General features: G+C 43.3%; 6 protein-coding genes and 2 pseudogenes. 1 reads left to right on the top strand and 7 read right to left on the bottom strand.

The window, feature by feature from the left end; translation table 11 throughout:
- Window positions 1-3 precede the first annotated feature (3 nt).
- The 7 genes and pseudogenes from IM485_RS12640 to IM485_RS12670 all read right to left on the bottom strand — a co-directional run bounded on the left by IM485_RS12640 (window position 4) and on the right by IM485_RS12670 (window position 20,977).
- Window positions 4-4,701: a non-ribosomal peptide synthetase gene (locus IM485_RS12640; protein ID WP_287743453.1), complete on the bottom strand. Its 4,698-nt coding sequence runs from the start codon at window positions 4,699-4,701 to the stop codon at window positions 4-6.
- Window positions 4,698-14,051 (bottom strand): annotated as a pseudogene (locus IM485_RS12645) (MupA/Atu3671 family FMN-dependent luciferase-like monooxygenase); the annotation flags it as partial. The gene IM485_RS12640 and the pseudogene IM485_RS12645, both read right to left, overlap by 4 nt.
- A gap of 26 nt (window positions 14,052-14,077) precedes the next feature.
- Window positions 14,078-15,475: a hypothetical protein gene (locus tag IM485_RS12650; RefSeq protein WP_104396628.1), complete on the bottom strand. Its 1,398-nt coding sequence runs from the start codon at window positions 15,473-15,475 to the stop codon at window positions 14,078-14,080.
- Window positions 15,476-15,532: 57 nt separating this feature from the next.
- Window positions 15,533-16,339: a class I SAM-dependent DNA methyltransferase gene (locus tag IM485_RS12655; protein WP_104396629.1), complete on the bottom strand. Its 807-nt coding sequence runs from the start codon at window positions 16,337-16,339 to the stop codon at window positions 15,533-15,535.
- Window positions 16,340-16,438: 99 nt separating this feature from the next.
- Complete coding sequence (locus IM485_RS12660; RefSeq protein WP_104396630.1) at window positions 16,439-16,705, bottom strand: acyl carrier protein; 267 nt, start codon at window positions 16,703-16,705, stop codon at window positions 16,439-16,441.
- 148 nt (window positions 16,706-16,853) lie between these two features.
- Window positions 16,854-18,596, bottom strand: a complete 1,743-nt coding sequence (locus IM485_RS12665) for a fatty acyl-AMP ligase (RefSeq protein WP_287743460.1) — start codon at window positions 18,594-18,596, stop codon at window positions 16,854-16,856.
- Between the two features lie 350 nt (window positions 18,597-18,946).
- Window positions 18,947-20,977, bottom strand: coding sequence for a pentapeptide repeat-containing protein (locus tag IM485_RS12670; RefSeq protein WP_287743462.1), 2,031 nt, complete (start codon window positions 20,975-20,977; stop codon window positions 18,947-18,949).
- Between the two features lie 548 nt (window positions 20,978-21,525).
- Between IM485_RS12670 and IM485_RS12675 the strand changes: the two are divergent.
- A pseudogene (locus IM485_RS12675) lies at window positions 21,526-21,656 on the top strand (IS630-like element ISMae26 family transposase); the annotation flags it as partial.

The following is a 21,656-nucleotide window of genomic DNA, read 5'->3' on the forward strand; positions in this document are numbered from 1 at the left end:
AACTTAGAACTCCACTACCTCAGTATTTTCATGATTTAACGAGCTATCGGCTTGATCCTGGGCGACCCAATCTACCGCTTGAATATAACCCGCAATGCCCGCGATCGTTGGTGATTCAAACATAATTTGCACAGAAAGATCAAGTCCAAAGGCTGAATTAATTCTTGATAAAACCTGGGTAGCCAAAAGAGAATGTCCTCCCAATTCAAAAAAGTTGTCCTTAACGCCAATGCGTTCCAGTCCCAAAACTTCACTCCAAATTTGAGTCAGTTGAGCTTCAATCGGATTGCGGGGTAAGACAAAACTGTTCGCTAAATTACGAGTCGCCGCATCAGGAGAAGGTAATGCTTTACGATCCACCTTGCCATTGGGAGTCAAAGGAAGGGAATCCAGCAACACAAACGCCTGGGGAACCATATAACTGGGTAGCTTTTCTTGTAGAAATTCCCGTACTTTAGGAATTAACTTTTGGACTAACTTACCACGCAGAGGATTATTGGTGTAATCAGTCCAGGGTTTTGTTTTAAGGGCTTTTTCATCCCAGAATGCAAGCTTTGAAACGGCTTCTGACACTGAATTACGCTGAAAAATGACATCAAAGGAACCGTCTTGACTACTTTCCCACCAACTAAGGTGAGCGGTGTAACCGAGAGACTCAGCTAATTGCCAAACCTGTTCAGGATTAATACCAGTATCTACTTGTTGTTTGAGAAGTTTTTTGAGTTGTTCAACCGTTTCAACATCAGGGGCATTTTCCACCCATTCCCAAATTTTTAGAGCCTGTTCAACTCGCTGATTAGGAATACCACGAATTCCCCAAAATTCAGGTTTGTCTGTCAATAATTTATCTTTAATTTGTGTTAAAGACAATTGGTCAAGTTGCCAATTTAACCAAGTAATTACCGTTGGATTGCCGCTCAATAATGGTTGATTATTGATAGGCTCTAAATGGAGAGTGACATCATAGCGAAATTGGGTTAACTCATTGTGAGCCAGACCCCGTTTCGGTTGAATTTCCACCCAGCTAATTTGAGAAAAATGTTGTTTTAAAGCCAGGAACAATGTGGGATCAATGACCAGTTCTTCTTCACCTGCTACACTTTGACGCACCTGTTGTTGCCATTGTTCAACAGTTTTCGAGTCAGAAGCTTGAGCTAATTGAACAGCCGCATGATACGGTTCTAATAGGGGTAAACTCCGCACATCCCCGACAAAAATCTGGCCGCGCTCGCTAATGACATTGATCGCCCCTTCAAGTACCTGTAACAGATAATCCACACTGGGAAAATATTGAATAATCGAATTTAAGACGACAGTATCAAATTGATGTAGGGCAATACCTTCAAAATTATCTGCCATTTGACAGCGTAATTTAACCTTTTCTAAACCTTCAACGGCATTGCAAACCTGTTCAACATACTGGATCGCCCCTTGGGAATAATCCGTTGCCCAATATTCCAGACAATGCTTTGCTACCCTAGAGAGTAACAAACCTGTACCACAACCAATTTCTAAACTGCGTTCTGGTTGCAAGGCTAAGATGCGACTAACAGTGTTTTCGACCCACTCTCGCATTTCTGAAGCAGGAAGGGGTTGATGAGTATAACTGCTATTCCAACCCGTGATATTAAAGGTTAGGTCAGCTAGGCTATCTTGCCCTTGACTATAGGTTCTTTCATAGAGACTTTGCCAATCACTGATATATTCACTTTGCCATTGGGCTAATTGCTCTGGTAGGGCGACCTTTTGCAAGGCGGGAACTAGGTAAGCCACGAGGCGTTTATCCCCAGTATTATCCTCTCTGGCAACGACGACATTTTCAGCTAATAGGAAATGTTGACTTAAAACAGCTTCGATTTCCCCAGTTTCAATACGAAAGCCCCGAATTTTTACCTGATTGTCAATACGTCCCAAAAATTCTACATTGCCATCGGGTAAATAACGGGCTAAGTCTCCCGTTTTATAGAGTTTTGAGGGTTCTTCTCCCCCCTTATCAAGGGGGGTTAGGGGGGGATCAAAGGGATTGGCAATAAATTTTTCAGCCGTTAACTCAGGACGATTGAGATAGCCCTGCGCTAAACCCGCCCCACCTAAATGTAATTCTCCTGGTACACCAATGGGGACAGGTTGTAGGTTTTGGTCTAATAAATAGATTTGGACGTTGGCAATGGGACGACCAATAGTCGGAGTTCCAAAGTGATGAGATGAAGATGATTTGACCAGTCCAGAGGTCGCAACTACTGTATTTTCCGTTGGGCCATAGTTGTTAATCACCTGAAAGGGAAGGGACGCAGCAGGATAAAAATGAAGTTTGTCACCTCCCAGTAACAGGGTTTTTAGACAAGAATGGTTAGGCCAATCCAAGGATAATAATTTTTCAGCTAAAGGAGTTGGCACAAAACTCATGGTAATTTCTCGGTTAAGCAACCAATCCCGTAAATCCGTCGGTGAGAGCAGAATATTTTGGGGAACCAGATTAATACAGGCTCCTGTGGTCAGATAGGGCCACAATTCCCAAACCGTTGCATCGAAAGCAACTCCAGCTAATTGGGTCGTTTTATCTAAAGAACTAAGCTGAAAAGTTTGTTGATGCCAACTGATTAAATTGAGTAAGGCTTGATGGGGAATTAGTACGCCTTTGGGTTGTCCTGTGGAACCAGAGGTATAGATGCAATAGGCTAGGTTATTGGGTTCTATCTTTAGGTCTAGGTTTGTCTGAGGCTGGGATGCAATCTCTGGCCAGTTTCTATCTAGGCAGATAATTTGGGTTTGAGTTTGGGAGAGTTTTTCTGCCAGTTTCGCTTGGGTTAAGAGGAGCGAAAGTTGAGTATCTTCGAGGATAAATTGGGTGCGTACTGAGGGATATTCTGGATCAATAGGGAGATAGGCCGCTCCTGCTTTGAGAATACCTAAAAATCCGATCGCCATTTCAAGGGAACGTTCCAGATAAACCCCGACGATTTGTTCTTTGGTGACTCCTAACGACTGAAGATAGTGAGCTAATTGATTGGCGCGATGGTTTAATTCTCCATAGGTCAAAACCTGATTTTCAAAGATTAGAGCGATCGCTTCTGGCTGACTGGCTGCTTGAACTTCAAATAACTGATGGACAAGCTTATCTTGGGGATAATCGGCTTGGGTTTGATTCCAATCAACTAAAAGTTGCTTTTGTTCCTGTTTTGACAACAAGGGTAATAAACTTACCGACTCTTGAGGATTAACAATAATCGCCCTGAGAAGATTCTGAAAATGTTCCAATAGACGGTCGATCGTTGAGCCATCAAATAGGTCAATATTGTAACAGCAAAGTCCAGTTAGTCCGTCATTAACTTCTGATAAATGAACCTCTAGATCAAAACGAGCAGGCTCAAGTTCCCAAGACATTTCTTCAATAGCCAACCCAGGTAAATTCCAGGTTTCATTGGCCGCATTTTGAAGGGCAAACATCACCTGTACCAAAGGATTACGGTCTAATTTGCGCTCTAGCTGTAATTCTTCTACTAACATCTCAAAGGGCAAATCTTGATGCTCATAGGCATCTTGAGTCACCGTTTGTACTTGTTTTAAGAAAGTAGCAAAACTGGGTTTTTCTGATAAATCTAACCTCAACGCCAAAGTGTTAACAAAAAAGCCAATTAAACCCTCAATTTCTCGACGATTACGGTTGGCAATCGCTGAACCAATGACGATATCCGTCTGGCCACTATAACGGGATAAAACCACTGCAAAAGCGGCCAACAAAGTCATAAATAAAGTACAACCTGACTGTTGACTTAACGCCTTTAATTCTTGGGTCAGCTTACTATCTAGCCAAAATCTTTCTGTCTTGCCTTGAAAAGTTTGGATCGCGGGACGAGGGCGATCGGTTGGTAGTTCTAGCAGAGGAGGAGCATCCGCTAATTGTTGCTTCCAATATTCCAATTGAGTCCCTAAAACCTTGCCCTGTAACCACTGTCGCTGCCAAACAGCAAAATCCGCATATTGAATCGGTAAAGTCGGTAAAGTTGCTTCTTTACCCGCAACAAAAGCCCCATAGAGATGGGACAATTCACGAATAAAAACACCAATAGACCAGCCATCAGAAATAATATGGTGCATATTAATTAATAAAATATGCTTTTCTGGCTGCAATTTGAGGAGCGTTACCCTCAACAAAGGACTCTTAGTTAAATCAAAGGGGGTTTGGGATTCCCGATAGGCCAATTTTTCTGCTTCTGTCTCCTTTCCAGCCAAATTAACCATCGTCAATTCCCAAACAGGATGGGGATCAATCACCTGCACTGGAACCCCGTCAACCGTTTGGAAACTGGTACGCAGTGACTCATGACGCTGAATGATGGTTCTTAGGGCTTGTTTGAGAGCTTCTACCTGAAGAGGCCCGCTTAAACTCAAGGCCCCTGTCATGTTATAGGTTCCCGTGGCTCCTTCTAATTGATACAAGAACCAGAGTCGCGACTGGGCAAAGGACAGAGGTAATTGGCCATCACGAGGAATGGGAAGAATCGTTCTAGGATTAATTTGCTCCTCTGAACCCAGTTGATTGAGAAAGTGAATGATTTCTGCTTTACGGTTTTTCAGTTCTGTCTGAATCTCTGGGGTTAATAGGCCCTGGGGTGCATTACAACGCAGGCGATCGCCGTCCATCCAGAGTTTAATATCTTGATTGGCTAAATCTGACAAAAAGGTTTCAATAGATTTCATAGTTCAATTTCCTCGCGATCGCCTAATAAAGACTCAACAGGGGCTTGTAATTTTTGTAAAGTGGCATGAATGTCCGTTACCGCTAAAGCCAAATCCGCTACAGTCGGTTGTTCAAATAGGCGACGCAGTGGCAACTCTAGGGCAAAACTTTCTCGTAACCTTGAAATAACTTGAGTGGCTTGCAAAGAATTACCACCAATCTCAAAGAAGTTATCATTAATTCCCACTTTTTCCAGTTTTAAAACTTGACCAAAAATAGCAGCGATCGCCTCTTGGGTAGGATTATCTGGAGCCACATAATCTACCGAACGATTTAACTCTGGATTAGGTAACGGTAAAGCCCGACGATCAATTTTGCCATTGCTGGTTAACGGTAAATTTTCCAGCACCAGCCAATAAACGGGAACCATATAGTCAGGAAGCTGCCGTTTAACAAACTCCCGTAATGATTGTGTTGCACAAGTCGGATCATTAAGAACAATATAAGCAACCAAAGCCCGATTTTCAGTGTGATCGCTTTCATTCACCAAAACCACCGCTTCTCGTACCTGGGGATGGGACAGCAAAACCGCTTCAATTTCTCCTAGCTCAATGCGAAAACCGCGAACTTTGACCTGATTATCAATGCGTCCCAGATACTCAATATTGCCATCGGGTAAATAACGGGCTAAATCTCCCGTTTTATACAATTTTGATGGTTGCTCTCCCCCCTTATCAAGGGGGGTTAGGGGGGGATCAAGGGAAGCAAACGGATTTGCAATAAATTTCTCCGCCGTTAACTCAGGCCTGTTTAAATAACCCCGCGCCAAACCAACCCCGCCAATGTGCAATTCTCCGACCACCCCGATAGGTAATGGCTGAAGATAAGAATCTAAAATGTAAATTTGGGCATTGGCGATCGCCTTACCAATCGTGACTTTCAAATCATCCTGATAACATTGTCCAATCGAAGCACAAACACTTGTTTCCGTTGGACCATAGGCATTAAAAAAGTTTCTTCCCACCGACCATTGTTTCACCAAATCCAGAGGACAAGCTTCACCCGCCACAATTAAGGTTTGTAAGTTGGGTAACAATTCCTTGGGTAAAACCGCTAAAGCTGAAGGCGGCAAAGTCACATGGGTAATTCCATTCTTTACTAACTGTTCAATTAATGGCTGACCTGGCAACAAATCATCTTTTGGAGCAAGACAAAGAGTCGCTCCAGAGCCAAAAGTCATCAAGATTTCCGAAATACAAGCATCAAAACTAAAAGAAGCAAATTGCAGCACACGGCTCTTATGGTTGACTCCAAAACGCTGAATTTGAGCAAGAGCTAAATTAACTAAACCCTTATGCTCAACCATTACCCCTTTCGGTTTTCCTGTAGAGCCAGAGGTGTAAATCACATTCGCTAAACTAGCAATCGTTAATCCATTTTGAAGATTATCTTGAGGATATTGAGAAACCTGCTCTTCAATCTCATCTAAACAAATAACATTAGCTTGAGAAGGAGGTAATACGGCCAATAAAGAACGTTGGGTAATCAAAAATGAAACCTGACTATCTTCTAACATAAATTGAAGACGTTCAATGGGATAGTCAGGATCAAGAGGTACATAAGCACCACCTACCTTGAGAACCCCTAATAAGCCGATAATCATTTCTAAAGAACGTTCTAGGGAAATACCGACTAAAACTTCTGTACCCACGCCTAAAGTTTGTAAATAATGGGCTAACTGATTAGCGCGATGGTTTAACTCAGCATAGGTTAATGATTGCCCCTCAAATACCACCGCAATCGCATCGGGAGTCCGTTCAACTTGCGCTTCAAATAATTGATGAATGCACTGATCTTGAGGATAGTCGGTCTTGGTATTATTCCAATCGACTAATAACTGTTTTTGTTCAGCAGAATTTAATAAAGGTAATTCCCGTAGATTTTGTTGCGGATCATTAATAATTGCCTCAAGTAAGGTTTGGAAATGACCCAACCAACGCTGAATCGTTTCATCCTCAAATAAATCCGTATTGTAGTCACAGTCAATTAGAGCTTCTCCGCCCATTTCTGTCACATTCAAATGCAAATCTCGATCCTTAAAACTCATCTTTTGAGGCAGTAAGCTAACCTCTAATCCTCTCATTTTGGGTAAGTTAATGGCTGGCTCTAAATTGAAACTGACATCAATTAAAGGAGAGCGACTGGTATTACGCGGTAAATCTAACTGATTGAGCAAGAGGGCAAAGGGATAGTCTTGATGTTCATAAGCCGACAACAAAATCCCCCGCATTTGTTTGAGATAATCAGCAAAAGTGGGATTACCTGCTAATTGACTACGAATAGGTAAAAAATGGGTGCAATAACCCACCATTCCTTCACTATCTAAAAGGCCACGTCCAGAAGCGGGTAAACCCACGAGAATATCATCCTGTCCCGTCAAACGATGAACGAGAATGTTATAAACCGATAACAGGGTCATCAGCAAGGTACAGCCCTGTTTACGACTAAATTGCTTTAGTTTTTCTGTAAATTGGCTATCTAAAATTAGACTTCGACGATTTGCTTGGTAACTGGGTAAAGCTGGACGAGGTTTGTCAGTGGGTAAATTCAAAACGGTCGGATTGACAAGCGTTGTTAACCAATAGGCCTGCTGTTTTTTCAGTTCTTCCCCTTGGCTTGGCTGGCTTTGCCATTCAATCAATTCTCGAAACTGTTTTGGGGTTTTAAGATTAGCCGTAACACCCTGACATTTGGCTGAATATAACTCTCCTAATTCCCGAAGGATTACTCCCATTGACCAACCGTCAGCAATAATATGATGGGTTGTTAATACTAACAAATGTAATTCTGGTTCTAATTTGAGTAGATGCCAACGCACCAGACAACCCTGGCTCAAATCAAAGGGTTTTTCACTTTCTTCCTTTAACCATTGTTCTGCTTGCTGTTGAGCCGAAGCTTGGTCAGCACTGAAGTCTAAAATAGGACAGTTAATCTCAACCTGGGGCAGTATTTCTTGACTATCTCCCTGGGTATTAATTTTGGTTCGTAACGCTTCATGGCGATCGCTGATTCGTTGAATAGCTTGGGTCATCGCAACGGGATTTAAGGGGCCACTTAATTGCAATGTCACTGATTGGTTATAGGCAGCCGAGCCGTTTTCTCCTAATTGAGCCAAAATCCACAGTTGTCGTTGGGCTTCGGTGAGAGGGACTTGATCCCCCCCTAACCCCCCTTGATAAGGGGATTGATCCCCCCCTAACCCCCCTTGATAAGGGGGGAGATGAGGTTGATATAAGTCTTTTAGGGACTGGAGATGGGGTAAGTTGGCCAAAACTGTTTGTTCATCTATCCCAAAATCAATAAAACAAGCCACTTCATCCACACCGATGGACTGCAAATGATCAATAATTTGACGGCAGGTTTCGGGTGTGCCAATTAAAGCACTGGTTTCTGTATAGCGTTTATAGGCAGAAGCGAGGAGAAAGTCCCGATCTTCGTCTCTTAATTGTTCAAAATCCACTTTCATGCCCTGGCTCTTGACCATGTTCTGCAAGAGTCCGACAGAGGAGGTGAGGTATTGCCCAAAGGGTTGGCGAGCCTGTTCTCGAACTTGTTCTAAATCCTTGCCAACAAAAGTATGCAGGAGAACTGTCACCGTTCCCGACGCGGGATCATAACCATGCTCTGCCAAAGATTGACGATATAGCGCAATATTACGAGCTAAATCTTCCACGCTTTGCCCCATCAGATTGGTGAGGATATTAGCGCCGATCGCCCCTGCTCTGATATAGGTATCGGGATTATTGACAATAGTAATCCAGGTGGGTAATTGGGACTGCATCGGTTGGGGATAGGTTCTTACCTCCACTGTTTCCCCCTTTCCGTCTGGTACGGCGATCGCTTCTCCTCGCCAAAGTCTCTGGACGGTTTCAATTTCTTGGAACATCAATTCCCGATGTTGGCCAAAAGACTGGGGAGCCAAGACAAAATCCTGGGAATGCCAACCCGATGCAAAAGCAATACCGACACGGCCCTGGGAAAGATTATCCACCACCGCCCATTCTTCGGCGACTCGGATGGGATTGTGTAGCGGTAGAACCACACTGCCTGATCGCAGTTGAATTTGTTGGGTTTCCCGTGCTAAAGCCGCCGCCAAAACCGAGGGATTGGGAGAAAAACCACCAAAAGCGTGGAAATGACGTTCAGGAATCCAAAGGGCTGTAAAACCAGCGCGATCGCCAAATTTAGCTCCTTCAAACAGTAAGTTATATTTATTCGGGTTAAATTCTGCTTCATAGCTACCAAAGTAGTAGAGGCTAAACTGTATCGTTTTTTGGTCTTGAGACCCGCTCCCTTTCCCTAACTTACTGTCACTAACAGAACGAGAATTTCCCCCCTTATCAAGCGCGACATCAACATCTCCCCCCTTATCAAGGGTGACATCAACATCTCCCCCCTTATCAAGGGGGGTTAGGGGGGGATCAATTTGAGGCGTTGGCACTGGCCAGGAAGGCTTTTTTGCGGGGATAAAACCTCCTTGACGCAATTCTGCAACGCTATCTTTAACCGCTTGGACAAATTGGGCAAGATCGGCTTCCGTATGGGCTGTTGAAAGAAAATGTTTACGCCATTCCCAGACATAAATACCTTTTTCCACCATGTGATAGAACAGTAAATCCAAATTCCCCGCCAGCGCAAAACGGAAGAAAGAACTAAACTGTTCGATTTTAATAGGAACGTCTTCTGCTTCAAAATAGCGATTGAGGGTATCGGCTAAGGCGGCGGTGCGTTCAGTTAATTGTTGTTGCAGACCTGGCCCCTGCTCCTTTAAATGGGTCAGGACAGCCCTAGCCGTCCTCATTGCTAAGGGATACTGATTAAAGGTTCCCGCAAAAAAGGTTCTGTCCACCCCAGGATAGGATTTATCGCCATAATTCCACATTCCTCCGTCAATGCTGTCCAGATAACGGGCTTTGCCTGCAATAACCCCAATGGGCATTCCCCCCGCAACGACTTTGCCATAGGTGGCAATATCCGCCTGTACACCAAATAAAGCTTGCGCTCCGCCTGGGTGGCATCGAAAACCCGTAATCATTTCATCAAAAATCAGAGCAATACCCATCTGACTGGTAATTTGTCGCAGGCTTTGCAGAAATTCTTTGGGTTGCAGTAGGGGATAATTGCTTTGAACTGGTTCTACTAAGACCGCCGCTAAATCCTGTCCCTTGGTTTGTAAATAGTCCAGAGCCTCTGCACTGCCATAGTCTAATACCACCACATCGGCACTAATACTTGGGGAAACCCCTGACACGAGGGGAAAGAAACGGGGTTCATTGTCAATGATTTGTTTTCTCACGAGAGTTCCGTCCGCGTGACCGTGGTAGGAACCTTCAAAGATGGCAATCTTGTTACGACCCGTTGTGGCCCGAGCGATACGGATAGCGGACATTACTGCCTCTGTCCCTGAACTACAGAAACAAGCTCGTTCGGCTCCTGTTAATTCACAAATCAGGGTAGCCACTTCTCCCACGATTGGCGATCGCGGACTAAGGTGAATCCCTTCTGTGAGTTGGCTTTGTATGGCCGACATAATAAAGTCTGGTTGATGCCCAAACAGCGTTACCCCTTGCCCCATCGTCATATCAATATATTCATTACCGTCCACATCCCAAATTCTTGATCCTTGAGAACGTTGGGCCACAATGGGATAGAGCATCTCTTTAATGGACATACGGAATCCGACCGAGGCTCGACTATCCGCTAAACGCGGGCGATCGCTTTGCACAATTTGCTTAGAGGTTTTCGTGCGTTCCGTAAAGCGAGCAATTAATGCGTCTAGATGTTGCTGTTGTTGGGGAGTTAATCCACCTGTTGGAGGGTTTTTTGGCCCCCAGGGAGTGGCTGTTACTGTCGGTTTAGGAGCAGAAGCTTGATTGCTGGTTTGACGGGTGCGACTGGCTATTGGCTCTAGGTTCGCCGCTAATTGCCGGGGGGGAATTAACTGTTGTGTAAGTCCGTTTGACCTATTTTGACTGACGGAAGATGGGGAATTTTCTGTGGTTCGGGTAGTCGTCGGGGCAAAATTGGCCGTTTGCAAGACCTCTAACTGTTTGGCCATCAGTTGTAACTGTTGACCCATAATATTTTCCAGGGCAGAACTAGGAACGCTTGAACCTGATGCTGCCAGAACCCTTGGTTGTGGTACAGGCTCTTGAGAAACTGTGATATTAGGGGCGATCGCCGAAACCTTTGGAGAAGCCGTTTGACGTTGAAAGCCGTTGGTATTAGAACTCAGCACGACATTGGGCGATCGGTTATTTGAGCAGGCAATGGGCGCAGAAAACACCTCGGTATTAATTTGAGCAGTTTGGCAATCAGTAGCCGGATTTTGAGCTAAATAAGTAGCTAAAGCATCTAAAGTAGATAACTCCTCAAATAACTGACGCATAGCAATTTTAACGTTATAGGTATTCTCAATGCGTCTGACCGCCTCAACCATGACAATGGAATCTGCCCCCATCTCCAGGAAAGGTGTATGAACATTGACATCAGCAGGGGACAATTGCAGTAAATTTCCCACTAGGGTTTGCAATGTGATTAGAATCTCCTGTTGTTTTTGATTGCTGGAGATAGCTTGGACATTAGTGGCATTGGTCGTCATATTTGTTTCTTCAGAAGTTGGTTTAATGGTTTCAAGCCAATAGCGTTGACGTTGAAAAGGATAGGTCGGTAGAGCTAGTAAATTGTGGGGATAATTTTGATTAAAACCTTCCCAGTTTATTTCGGCTCCTTGGGAATCATAGAGAATCGCCAAACTATTTAGCAGGCTTTGTTCTTCTTCTTGAGGAGGGGCGAGGGAAAATAGCCAGGTGGCTGATTTTTCTGGACAACATTGTTGACCCAATCGAGATAAAGTCGGTTTCGGACTGACTTCTAAAAAAAGACTGAATTTCTGCTCGATCAGCGTTTGGATACTCCCATAAAATTGTACAGGGTTGCGTGCCTGATCTCGCCAGTAACGAGCGTCAATGATTGCTCCTTCTGGTAGAACTTCCCCCGTTAAATTAGCAACTAAGGGAATTTGCAGGGGTTGGTAGGAAATAGCAGCAGCTTCCTGTTCTAAGGAATCTAAAATCGGTTCCAAGAGGGGCGAGTGAAAAGCATGGGAAACTTTTAGTGGACGAACTTCTATTCCTGCTGCCGTTAAATGAATGATAATCTCAGCAATAATCGTTGCTTTTCCTGAAATAACAAGATTTTCTGGGCTATTAATAGCAGCGATCGCTATGTCGTTTGTATAAGGCTCAATAACAGCTTTAACCCGCTCTTCTGCGGCAAAAACGGCGATCATTGTCCCATTCTTGGGGAGAGACTGCATCAGTTTTGCCCGTTTGGCAATTAGCGTTAATCCATCTTCTAAGCTTAAGGCTCCGGCAACAGTAGCCGCCACATATTCACCGACACTATGACCAATTACTGCCGCTGGTTCTATTCCCCAGGAACGCCATAACTGTGCTAGGGCATACTCGAATGCGAATAAAGCAGGTTGGGTATAGGCAGTCTGCTCCAGGTAAAAACTCGCTTTTTCCGGTTCTAGGTCAGCAGGATAAAGAATTTCTAAGAGGGGTTGATCTAAATGGGGTCGCAGGATTTCAGCACAGCGATCCAAGGTTTGGCGAAAGACGGGTTGGGTTTCGTACAGTTGACGACCCATACCTACATATTGAGAACCTTGACCGGCAAATAGAAAAACAATTTTAGGTTTTTTCTTTTTGTTAATACTCTTCGGTTCTCTCATCCTTTCTTGGTTACTAAAGTTCTCTAACTTCTGCAACATTTCTAAGCGATCTCTAGCCACTACTCCTAAACGATGATTAAAGTGCGATCGCCGACTATTGGCCGTAAAACAAACATCAGCGAGAGGAATTTCATGATGATCAGCTAAATACTTTTGATAACAATGGACTAAGGCTTTTAAGGCTTCTTCATTCTTGGCAGATAAAGTCAGCAAATGCCAGGGACGTTCCATCAACTTCTGCCCATTTTGTTGATTATTTTTAACCGTGACAGGAGCTTCGCTGAGAATCACATGGGAATTTGTCCCCCCAAACCCAAAGGAACTGATACCGGCTAAACGTCGTTCGACACCCTTTTCACCAGATCCCGGGGATTTGGTCCGCCAGGGTTGACACTGAGTAGGAATCGCAAAAGCTGTGTCAGCGAGGGAAATATAGGGATTAAGGGTTTTAAAGTGGAGATTAGGGGGAATTTCTTGGTGTTGTAGGCAGAGAACGACTTTAATCAGACCCGCCATTCCCGCCGCCGCTTCTAAATGACCAATGTTGGTTTTCACAGAACCGAGCCAACAGGTTTGATCGAGCGATCGCTTTTCACCCAAAACCGCTTTCAGAGATTTAACTTCGATCGGATCCCCCAATTCTGTCCCCGTGCCATGGGCTTCGACATAGCTAATCTGGGCCGGTTTTACCTGGGCATTTGCCAGGGCCTGACGAATCACCGCCTGTTGAGCAGGGCCATTAGGGGCCGTGAGTCCATTACTTAAACCATCCTGATTCACCGCGGAACCTTCAATCACTGCTAAAATGCGATCGCCGTCCTGAATAGCATCCCTTAGACGTTTAAGTACGACTACTCCACAGCCTTCCGAGCGCACATAACCATCGGCCCTCGCGTCAAAGGTTTTACAACGACTGTCGGGGGCCATCATTCTCGCTTGGGAAAAAACAACGGTTGTCTCTGGCGACAAAATGAGATTAACTCCCCCCACTAAGCAGAGGTTCGATTCTTGATTTTGCAAACTCTGACAGGCCAGGTGAACGGCGACGAGGGAAGAAGAGCAAGCGGTATCTACGGCCAAACTGGGGCCACGCAAATCAAACAGATATGATAAACGGTTAGCCGCAATACTGGTGCTGTTGCCTGTACCCACATAGGCGGTCAAGTTAGTAGGACTTTGATAAGCCAAACGATGATAATCCACATCACTGATGCCAATAAAAACCCCTGATTGGCTACCAGCTAAGGTTTCAGGCACAATTGCAGCATTTTCTAAGGCTTCCCAAGCGACCTCTAATAGCAGTCTTTGCTGGGGGTCTAGATAGTTGGCTTCTAGGGGAGAAATTCGGAAAAATTGAGGGTCAAATTGATCGACATTTTTTAGAAAACCGCCCTGGCGACTATACATCTTCTTGGCAGTGGCAGGTGTGGGATCGTAGAAACGCTCAATATCCCAACGTTCAGGAGGAATATCGGCGATCGCATCCCCCCCATTTCGCATGAGTTGCCAGAAAGCTTCTGGATTGTCAGCCCCCGGAAAGCGGCAAGCAAGACCAATAATTGCGATGGGTTCCATTCAAATTCCTCACTGCGGTTTTTCTAATTTAATACGGTTACAGTTTCTTTAAATTGAAGAAAAGCTTTAATGTTATTGGTGATCGCCCGTTCAATTGACCCCCCAGCTTTCATGAGCCGCATTTCACGGTTAACTGGCCATAGATAATCCAAACTATCGGTCAAACGTAACATATTCTTCAGCATTTTTTGATGATACTTAACTTGTACATCGAAGCCTTGATGCTCTTGGCATAAACATTTCTCTAGCCAGTATAGAGACTCCTCTGCTGACATTCCAAATAAAGGAGAACGCAAAATCTTATCGTAATAGGATAAAAAAGCAGCATCCTGTCGGAAAATAGACACCATCCCCAAGGATAAACTTCCTAAAAAGCCTTGTTGCATACGATAAAAAACTAAATTGCCGATAAACTGTTCATAGGCTGTTGGCTTAGAAAACTCTTTGTATAAATCACGGCCAATTAATTGGGAAGTCGTGGTATGAAAAGCTTCATCTAAAAGATGATAATGGGAAACTGCTGTAGGAACAGGAATAAATTCTCCTTTTCTTTCTAGTTCTCTCAAATAGCGAGAATATTGATATTCATAGTTTTTTAAGCCCATATTACCCGTTAAACGATAGGTATAGTGCTGACAAGCCAAAAAAGGAGAACTGCCCCAATGAAAGGCAAAAAATTGCAGCAAAAACTGAGGATTTGCCACCCCAAAGTAGCCTTTGTTAGAAGCATTTAGAAATACACCTTTTTTCTCTAAATCTAGCAAATGAGAAGAATAATACTTTGATGAGTTGTTGAGCAGAGCTTTACTTAAAGAGCGTAAACCTTTATATTGCAATTCTGAGTAGGAAGAAACCGAAGTAAGATTTAAAATTTGTTCTCCCATTCCTGAGGTTATTTTCTTACTTTTATCCGCTTTACTGGTAGTATTTTTGTTGGGTTTCAGCTTAAAAGCCTGTTTGCCTAACAGAGCAAATTTTGTTTTACTACCAATAGTTTGAAAGGCATGGATATGGTACTTTTCTTGATCACTTTCATGATCCAAGGTCAAACAAAGAGAATCGTAGCCACCGACCTTAGCAAAGACACCAGCCGTCACTTGATTGTAGTTAATCGTACTGGCTTCACTAGCAGCAATGTAATCATACTGTGCGCCCCAATATAAATGATTGAGAGCTAACTTTTGAGAAGCGGAAGCTTGTTCATAGAGGGGAGTTCCATACAAAATCGACAGTTCGGGGTCTCCCCACATATGCTCACTATTACTGGCATAATCAAAACTTTTTGCGAGGGTTTCAATTTTTTCGGTATAGTCAGATTCGAGATTGTGACGATAATTAGTATTATTCAGTTTGAGAGTTCTTGGAATTGACTGATTTAAGATTGAGGAATTTTCGGTCTTGGCATCTTGAATTGTATTCATGGCTTGTGTTTTTCTAGAGAAAAATTAAGTTGGATTTTTTTAAGTAGAAGTTTAGTACTAATCCGTTACCTTATGTCCAATAACAAAACAAACTGAAGGACAAGGAATGTTTGTCAAAGGACTTTGTTCAAGCCAGGGCATCGCATCAAGAACAGTTAATTCACACGCATCAGCCAAGAAAGCAACTTCAGGCTTGAAAAGATAGCGAAGAGTGTGTGTTTCTTGAGAATTTTCTATAAGTTGATTTTCTTGATTTATTATCAATAAACTATGAGTAACTTGCATTATATTTTCATTAGTTAAAAAACTAAGTTCATTAATATAGTTTATTTTGTTGCCATTGCACTCATCCTCTAAACGCGATATTGATGCTATAGACCGATTTTTAAACTCTCCAACAATGTAAGGCCCATAGGACACATCACAAATAAAAATCCCCCCAGCTTTTAAATGGTTTTTAACTGTTGCAAAAGTTGCCAGTAAATTTTGATTTGTTGCTTGATAGTTAACCACATGAAATAGAGCAAGAATAACATCAAATTGACAATTTAAACGGATTTCACAAATATTTCCTTGAGAAAAACTCAGGGAGGAGGCCACTGTTTCACCTTCAATGCGAGTTTTAGCCTGCTCTAACATTTCAGCACTGAGATCAACACCATGTACAGAATACCCTTTCTGTGCCAAAAGAGCGGCATGATAACCCGTACCACAGCCCAAGTCTAGGATAGATTTAGCTTCAGTTGTGTAAGTCTCAACTAAATTGTGAATAAATTCTACTTCAGTGGCGTAATCTTTGTTATAACCTTTATGCCCCACCACTAGATCGTAGTAATGAGACATAGATTTGCCAAAATTTGTCATTTTAGAACTCTCCGTTGATATTCATCAAATGTTTATAGGGTATTTTAGTGGAGACTAATTAACTTTAGATTGTTAATTTCCGAAAGTTCAGCAAAAATGTCAGGATTCACTAACCTGTTTAGCCAACTTTTCTAGTGTCGGATAATCGTAGATCAGTGTACGATCCAAATCTCTTCCTAGCCAATCCTCTAGATCGGCGATCAAAGCAACTGCCATAGAAGAATCGAGACCATATTCATCAAAGGGAACGCTTAGATCAATCTCATCTTCGTCCACTTCCATCATCTCTGTCATGTAAGCCACTAACCAGTTTTGAATTTTCGTTAGGGTCGGTTGTTTTTTGTCGTTTGGGATTTCTGTGGACATTAGATTCAATTTGCTTTCTTGAGAAATGTAGTTAAAGTTTAAGGAATTTTCAAATCCAGAGACATGGACTTAAGGGGAGAGAAAGAATTGGTCGAAGTTTCAATCGACATACGAATTTAACACATTAAGTGCCGATCGAGAAATTTTCTTAGCCCAAAATTTCCAGGCTTCCCTCTAAAAATTTGGACCGACAGCTACGACGCTGAATTTTACCGCTAGAGGTTTTTGGTAAACTGCCAGTCCTGATCAGCGCGATCGCATAAACCTGTAAATCATATTCCTGGACAACAGCTTTACGAATGGCTCTTTTTACCTCGTCTATATCTACCTTACGGAGCCAGGTGCGCTCCACTTCCTGAACGACCACGAGCTTTTCTTCGCCCTTATTTTCAACGGTAAAAGCAGCCCCACAACTGGGACGCAGAGCGGGATGACTATTTTGGACGGTTAATTCAATATCCTGGGGATAATTATTGCGTCCTCGAATCAGAATAATTTCCTTGAGCCGACCTGTGACAAATAATTCACCGTCTTTGATAAAGCCCAGGTCTCCTGTTCGCAGAAAAGGCCCGGCTCCTGTATCTGCCAAATAAGCTTGAAAGGTTTCCTGAGTCTCTTGAGGTTTTCCCCAATAGCCTTGGGCGATTGTTGAACCTGATACCCAAATTTCGCCGACAATTTCAGGGGAGCAAGGTTTCAGGGTTTCAGGATTGACAATGACGATTTGAGTATCAATCGTTGTCCAGCCGCAGCCCACGAGGGTCTGCACATTGGTATCGGTTTCAGTGGCTCCCACAATCTTATTTTTTTCTAAAGCATTAGCCTGAACGGGATAAAAGTAAGGGGGACTGTCATAACTAACCGCCGTAACTTTCAGGGTGGCTTCTGCTAAACCGTAGCCAGGACAAAGGGCTGTGGCTTTGAAACCAGAAACTTGAAAAGCCTCCGCAAACTTTTTAAGTACCTCCGCTCTGACGGGTTCGGCCCCATTTAAGGCCATGCACCAATGGCTTAGATCTAACGTGGCCCGTTTTTCAGGGGGAATTTTCCGTACACAGAGATCGTAGGCAAAGTTGGGGGCCGCACTATGGGTTGCTTTTTTATCAGAAAGGGCCTGTAACCAACGTAACGGTCGTTCCATAAAGCTGGCAGGGGACATCATGTAACAAAGAAATCCTTTGTACAAAGGCTGAATAACCCCATAAATCAGACCCATATCATGGAAGGTCGGTAGCCAAGTGACCATTACGCTATCTTGATCATGGCCCCAACCACGATCTAAATCGGCTGAATTGATCAACAAATTATGGTGACTGACCATTACTCCCTTTGGAGTTCCCGTTGAACCAGAGGTGTATTGTAGAAAAGCGAGACTGTTTTTTTCTAGGGTCGGTTCTAGCCAATCCTCCCTGAGGTGATGGTCAATTTCATCGGTGACAATCCATTGCATTGCTCCTAATTCAGGATCTTTAGCCCATTGGTTTTCTAAACTGGGAAATAGAGCCGCATTGGTGAAAGTAAATCGGGCTTGGGAATCGGCAATAATCGCCTGTAAACGCAAAAGGTTTTGATTCCGTCGGGGTGGATAGGCGGGAATGGCGACGACTCCCGCATACAAGCAACCAAAAAAAGCTGAAATAAAATCTAGTCCTGGGGGATAGAGCAGTAAACCCCTTTCGCCCTTGGCTTCTAAGGATTGTAGATGAGCCGCGATCGCCCTAGCCTTTTGATCCAGTTCCCCATAGGTTAAACGAGCTTCTTCGATTTCTCCGTCTCGCAGAAAAATATAGGCGAGGCTTTCCGGTTGACTGCTTGCCCGATAACGGAGTAATTCAACTAGGGTTGAGAATTTATTCAAGGGTTCTTGCAGATCACCATAGTTAATAGTCATCTAAGTACAGGAGGAAAAACTTGAAAAGTAGGCGGGAGTAAGGTTTTATGAGAAATAGCACTAATCTCGAAACCCCCGTGAACCAGTATAAGGGAGCATCTCACCTTTGTAACCCCTAAATCAGGTTTTATGTCAAGCTATTTTAAAAGCCTTGCCAGAAACCAGTTTTAGGGACAAGTATAATTACTCACTTGCATAAATGAGATGCTCCCCAGTATAACGCCTTGAAACAAGCTCTCAAACCTCCTAAAGGGACGGCACGGAGCAAGACTCTCTGAGGGCGAATACAATTCGGCCCTACAATCATACCCTCCTACATCCCATCTTTGTCATCACTATTTTCAGAGAAATTAATCTTCTTGTTTAGTTAATCTTTCGATCAATTGGCGTACTTCTGTCTCCTCTTGGGTTTTTCCCTGCTGTTGATAAAGAGTAGCAACGGTTTGAAAATCAGCGAAAGCCTCTTTTTTGTTACCCATGTTGTATTTTGTCCAAGCACGGTTATACAAAGCATTAGCATGATTGGGATCGAGCTTCAGGACTTGATTATAATCTGCTAGGGCTTTAGACCATTCCTTGCGAGCGTAGTACAAACTACCCCGCAATACATAGGCTGATTTCCCATTAGCATCAACTGCCAGAGCTTGCTCGATATCTTTGAACGCTAAATCAATTTGCTCTAAATTCCAATGTGCCAAAGCCCGTTCTAGATGAATATTAACCAATACCGGCGATTGCGCCAAGGTCATCGGAGCCAAACCCTTGCTGTAACTTGCCATGGCTACATCAGGAGCGATCGCCACAACTCGTTGATAATCTTTTTTGCTCTTTTCGACTTCTCCGATCTGCTGATAAAGTAGGCCTCGATTCAAGTAAACTATCGGTAGGTTGCCATCGATCTGCAAAGCTCGCTCGTAATCAATCAAGGCATCGCGCAAATTGCCTAAATGAACTTGTATCGCCCCTCGATCATTGTAAACCGATGCCAATTCTGGTTGTAGGGCAATGACTTGATTGTAATCGACCAGAGCCTGATTAAAATCTTCTAGGTGAGCGTAGGCATGACCTCTTTGGTAGTAAGTCAGAGCATCATCGGGTTTAATAGTCACAATTGCCGTAAAATCCTCAATAGCACCTTTATAGTCTTGTTTTTGGTATTTTTCTAGTCCTTGTTGCCATAAAGCACTTGTATCCTCGGGAGTGATTGCGGTGGTAGTATTGGCTGGGGGAACCTCTAGGGACAAATCAGCCAGATCGTGAGAGGGAATACGACAAACATTACCACTGGTAAGGTCAGTGACGGGAATTTTTTCTTTACAGGGAGCAGTAGATTTGGAACCATCCGATAAAGTGACATTACAGAGATTAGACCGGTCTAATTCCGTTTTGTCTAGTTGCGCTCCCGTTAGATCCGCGTTACTCAGATTAATATTGGTCAGACGAGTCGAAGTTAAGTTAGCGTGGTCGAGAATGCCATTCACCAAGTAAGCTCGATCGAGATTAGCTTGACTGAGATCTGCCTCGCTGAAATTAGTGTTTCTTAAATCAGAGCCTTCGAGCAGGGTTTCGATCAGTAGTGCTTGTCTGAAATCGGCCGCCGTTAATTGTACTCCTTTTAATAGCGCCTGACTGAGATCCGCGTTCACAAAAGTCGCCCCAGTTAGATTGGTCATTTGGGCGTTATGGTAAACAAAGGTGCCACCATAACCAGCGATCGCCGTTCCCAGAGAAACCACGTTACCTAAAGCTTGCCACCAAGGAGTTTGAGCTTTATCGGGTGAAAAATCCGCACCTTTAAGATTGGCTCGATCAAAATGAACACAAGGCGCCCACACTGCTCGTAATTTCGCTTGTTCTAAGTTAGCCCCTTGTAGATCGCCATGGACCAGAAAAACTGGTTTGCCGTCGTGCATGGTCAGATCTGCCCCTTGCAGATTGGCCGATTCCAGCAGCGCTCCTCGTAATTGTACCCCGCGCATTTGCGCCTCAACTAGATTGGCATTTTTTAAGTTGATAAAATCCAAGTTAGCGTTGACTAAGTTCGCTTTGGCTAAATTCGCCCCTTCTAAGTTGGCCTTTTCTAAATTAGCGTGGATTAACTTAGCTCCTTCTAGGTTCGCTCCTGCTAAGTTAGCATTAGTGAGATTGGCATCCTGCAAATTGGCATTTTCTAGATTGGCATTTTCTAGATTGATATTACTGAGATTAGCTTTGCTAAGATCGCAGTTTGGGCATTCTTTGGTTGCTAATAATTGTTTCATTTGTTCAGCGTTTGCTGCTTGAGCAATGAGATGATTACCAGAAACGCTTACTAAACCAATACTGATGACAAAGAGTCGCCAAAAAACTGATGATAACCTCGGATAAGTATTGCTGTCCATACTTTTACCCCACGCAACTTTTTAAGTTTTTATCGCTAAACGACTTCTATGTTGTATTGCTATTCTTGGGTTGTTGGCCTTGTCCTTAATGTCTCGAAAATTTTATTGCTATAATCATTTCAATTAAGATTGAGAATATCAATGCCAGAGTCCATAAGGGTTTAACTGGTATAGAGTGTATCAGACTTATCTGAAATGACTATATATAATGTGCGGCTAACTAATTCCCCAATCCATACCTCCAGTTCCCATTGTCCCGAAATTATGCTCACATTTGTTCAGTTCAGAGATAATTTTTCAAGAATTTTCATAAGACTTTGTATTTTTGCCTGGGAATTTAAACTTTTCCAAATAAATATATATTTTTATCAGAAATAATATATATAGCGGTAAGCGCTTGAGTGAGATACAAACCAAGCTTTGCCTAGCATGGTTTATAGCTCGTGAAACTGTACCTCATACGACTGCACACCGCTATATAGTAATTCTTGGAGCTATGAGGTACAATGGAAAACAAATAGACAAATAATAAAACTTACCAGCTTCCTATGAGACCCTATTCCGTAGATTTTCGCCAAAAAATTATCGATGTCTGGAAGAAAGAAAAATTTTCTATTCGAGGACTAGCCCGGAGATTTGACGTGGCTAAAAGCTTTATTCAGAAGTTATTGAAGCAACA

The sequence above is a fragment of the Microcystis sp. M169S2 genome, from assembly GCF_020245865.1.
GTDB lineage: Bacteria > Cyanobacteriota > Cyanobacteriia > Cyanobacteriales > Microcystaceae > Microcystis > Microcystis ichthyoblabe_A.

Excerpts from the sequence above, each read along its gene's own strand:
- IM485_RS12640 (WP_287743453.1), bottom strand. The coding sequence starts at position 4,701 with ATGAAATCTATTGAAACCTTTTTGTCAGATTTAGCCAATCAAGATATT.
- IM485_RS12650 (WP_104396628.1), bottom strand. The coding sequence starts at position 15,475 with ATGAATACAATTCAAGATGCCAAGACCGAAAATTCCTCAATCTTAAAT.
- IM485_RS12655 (WP_104396629.1), bottom strand. The coding sequence starts at position 16,339 with ATGACAAATTTTGGCAAATCTATGTCTCATTACTACGATCTAGTGGTG.
- IM485_RS12660 (WP_104396630.1), bottom strand. The coding sequence starts at position 16,705 with ATGTCCACAGAAATCCCAAACGACAAAAAACAACCGACCCTAACGAAA.
- IM485_RS12665 (WP_287743460.1), bottom strand. The coding sequence starts at position 18,596 with ATGACTATTAACTATGGTGATCTGCAAGAACCCTTGAATAAATTCTCA.
- IM485_RS12670 (WP_287743462.1), bottom strand. The coding sequence starts at position 20,977 with ATGGACAGCAATACTTATCCGAGGTTATCATCAGTTTTTTGGCGACTC.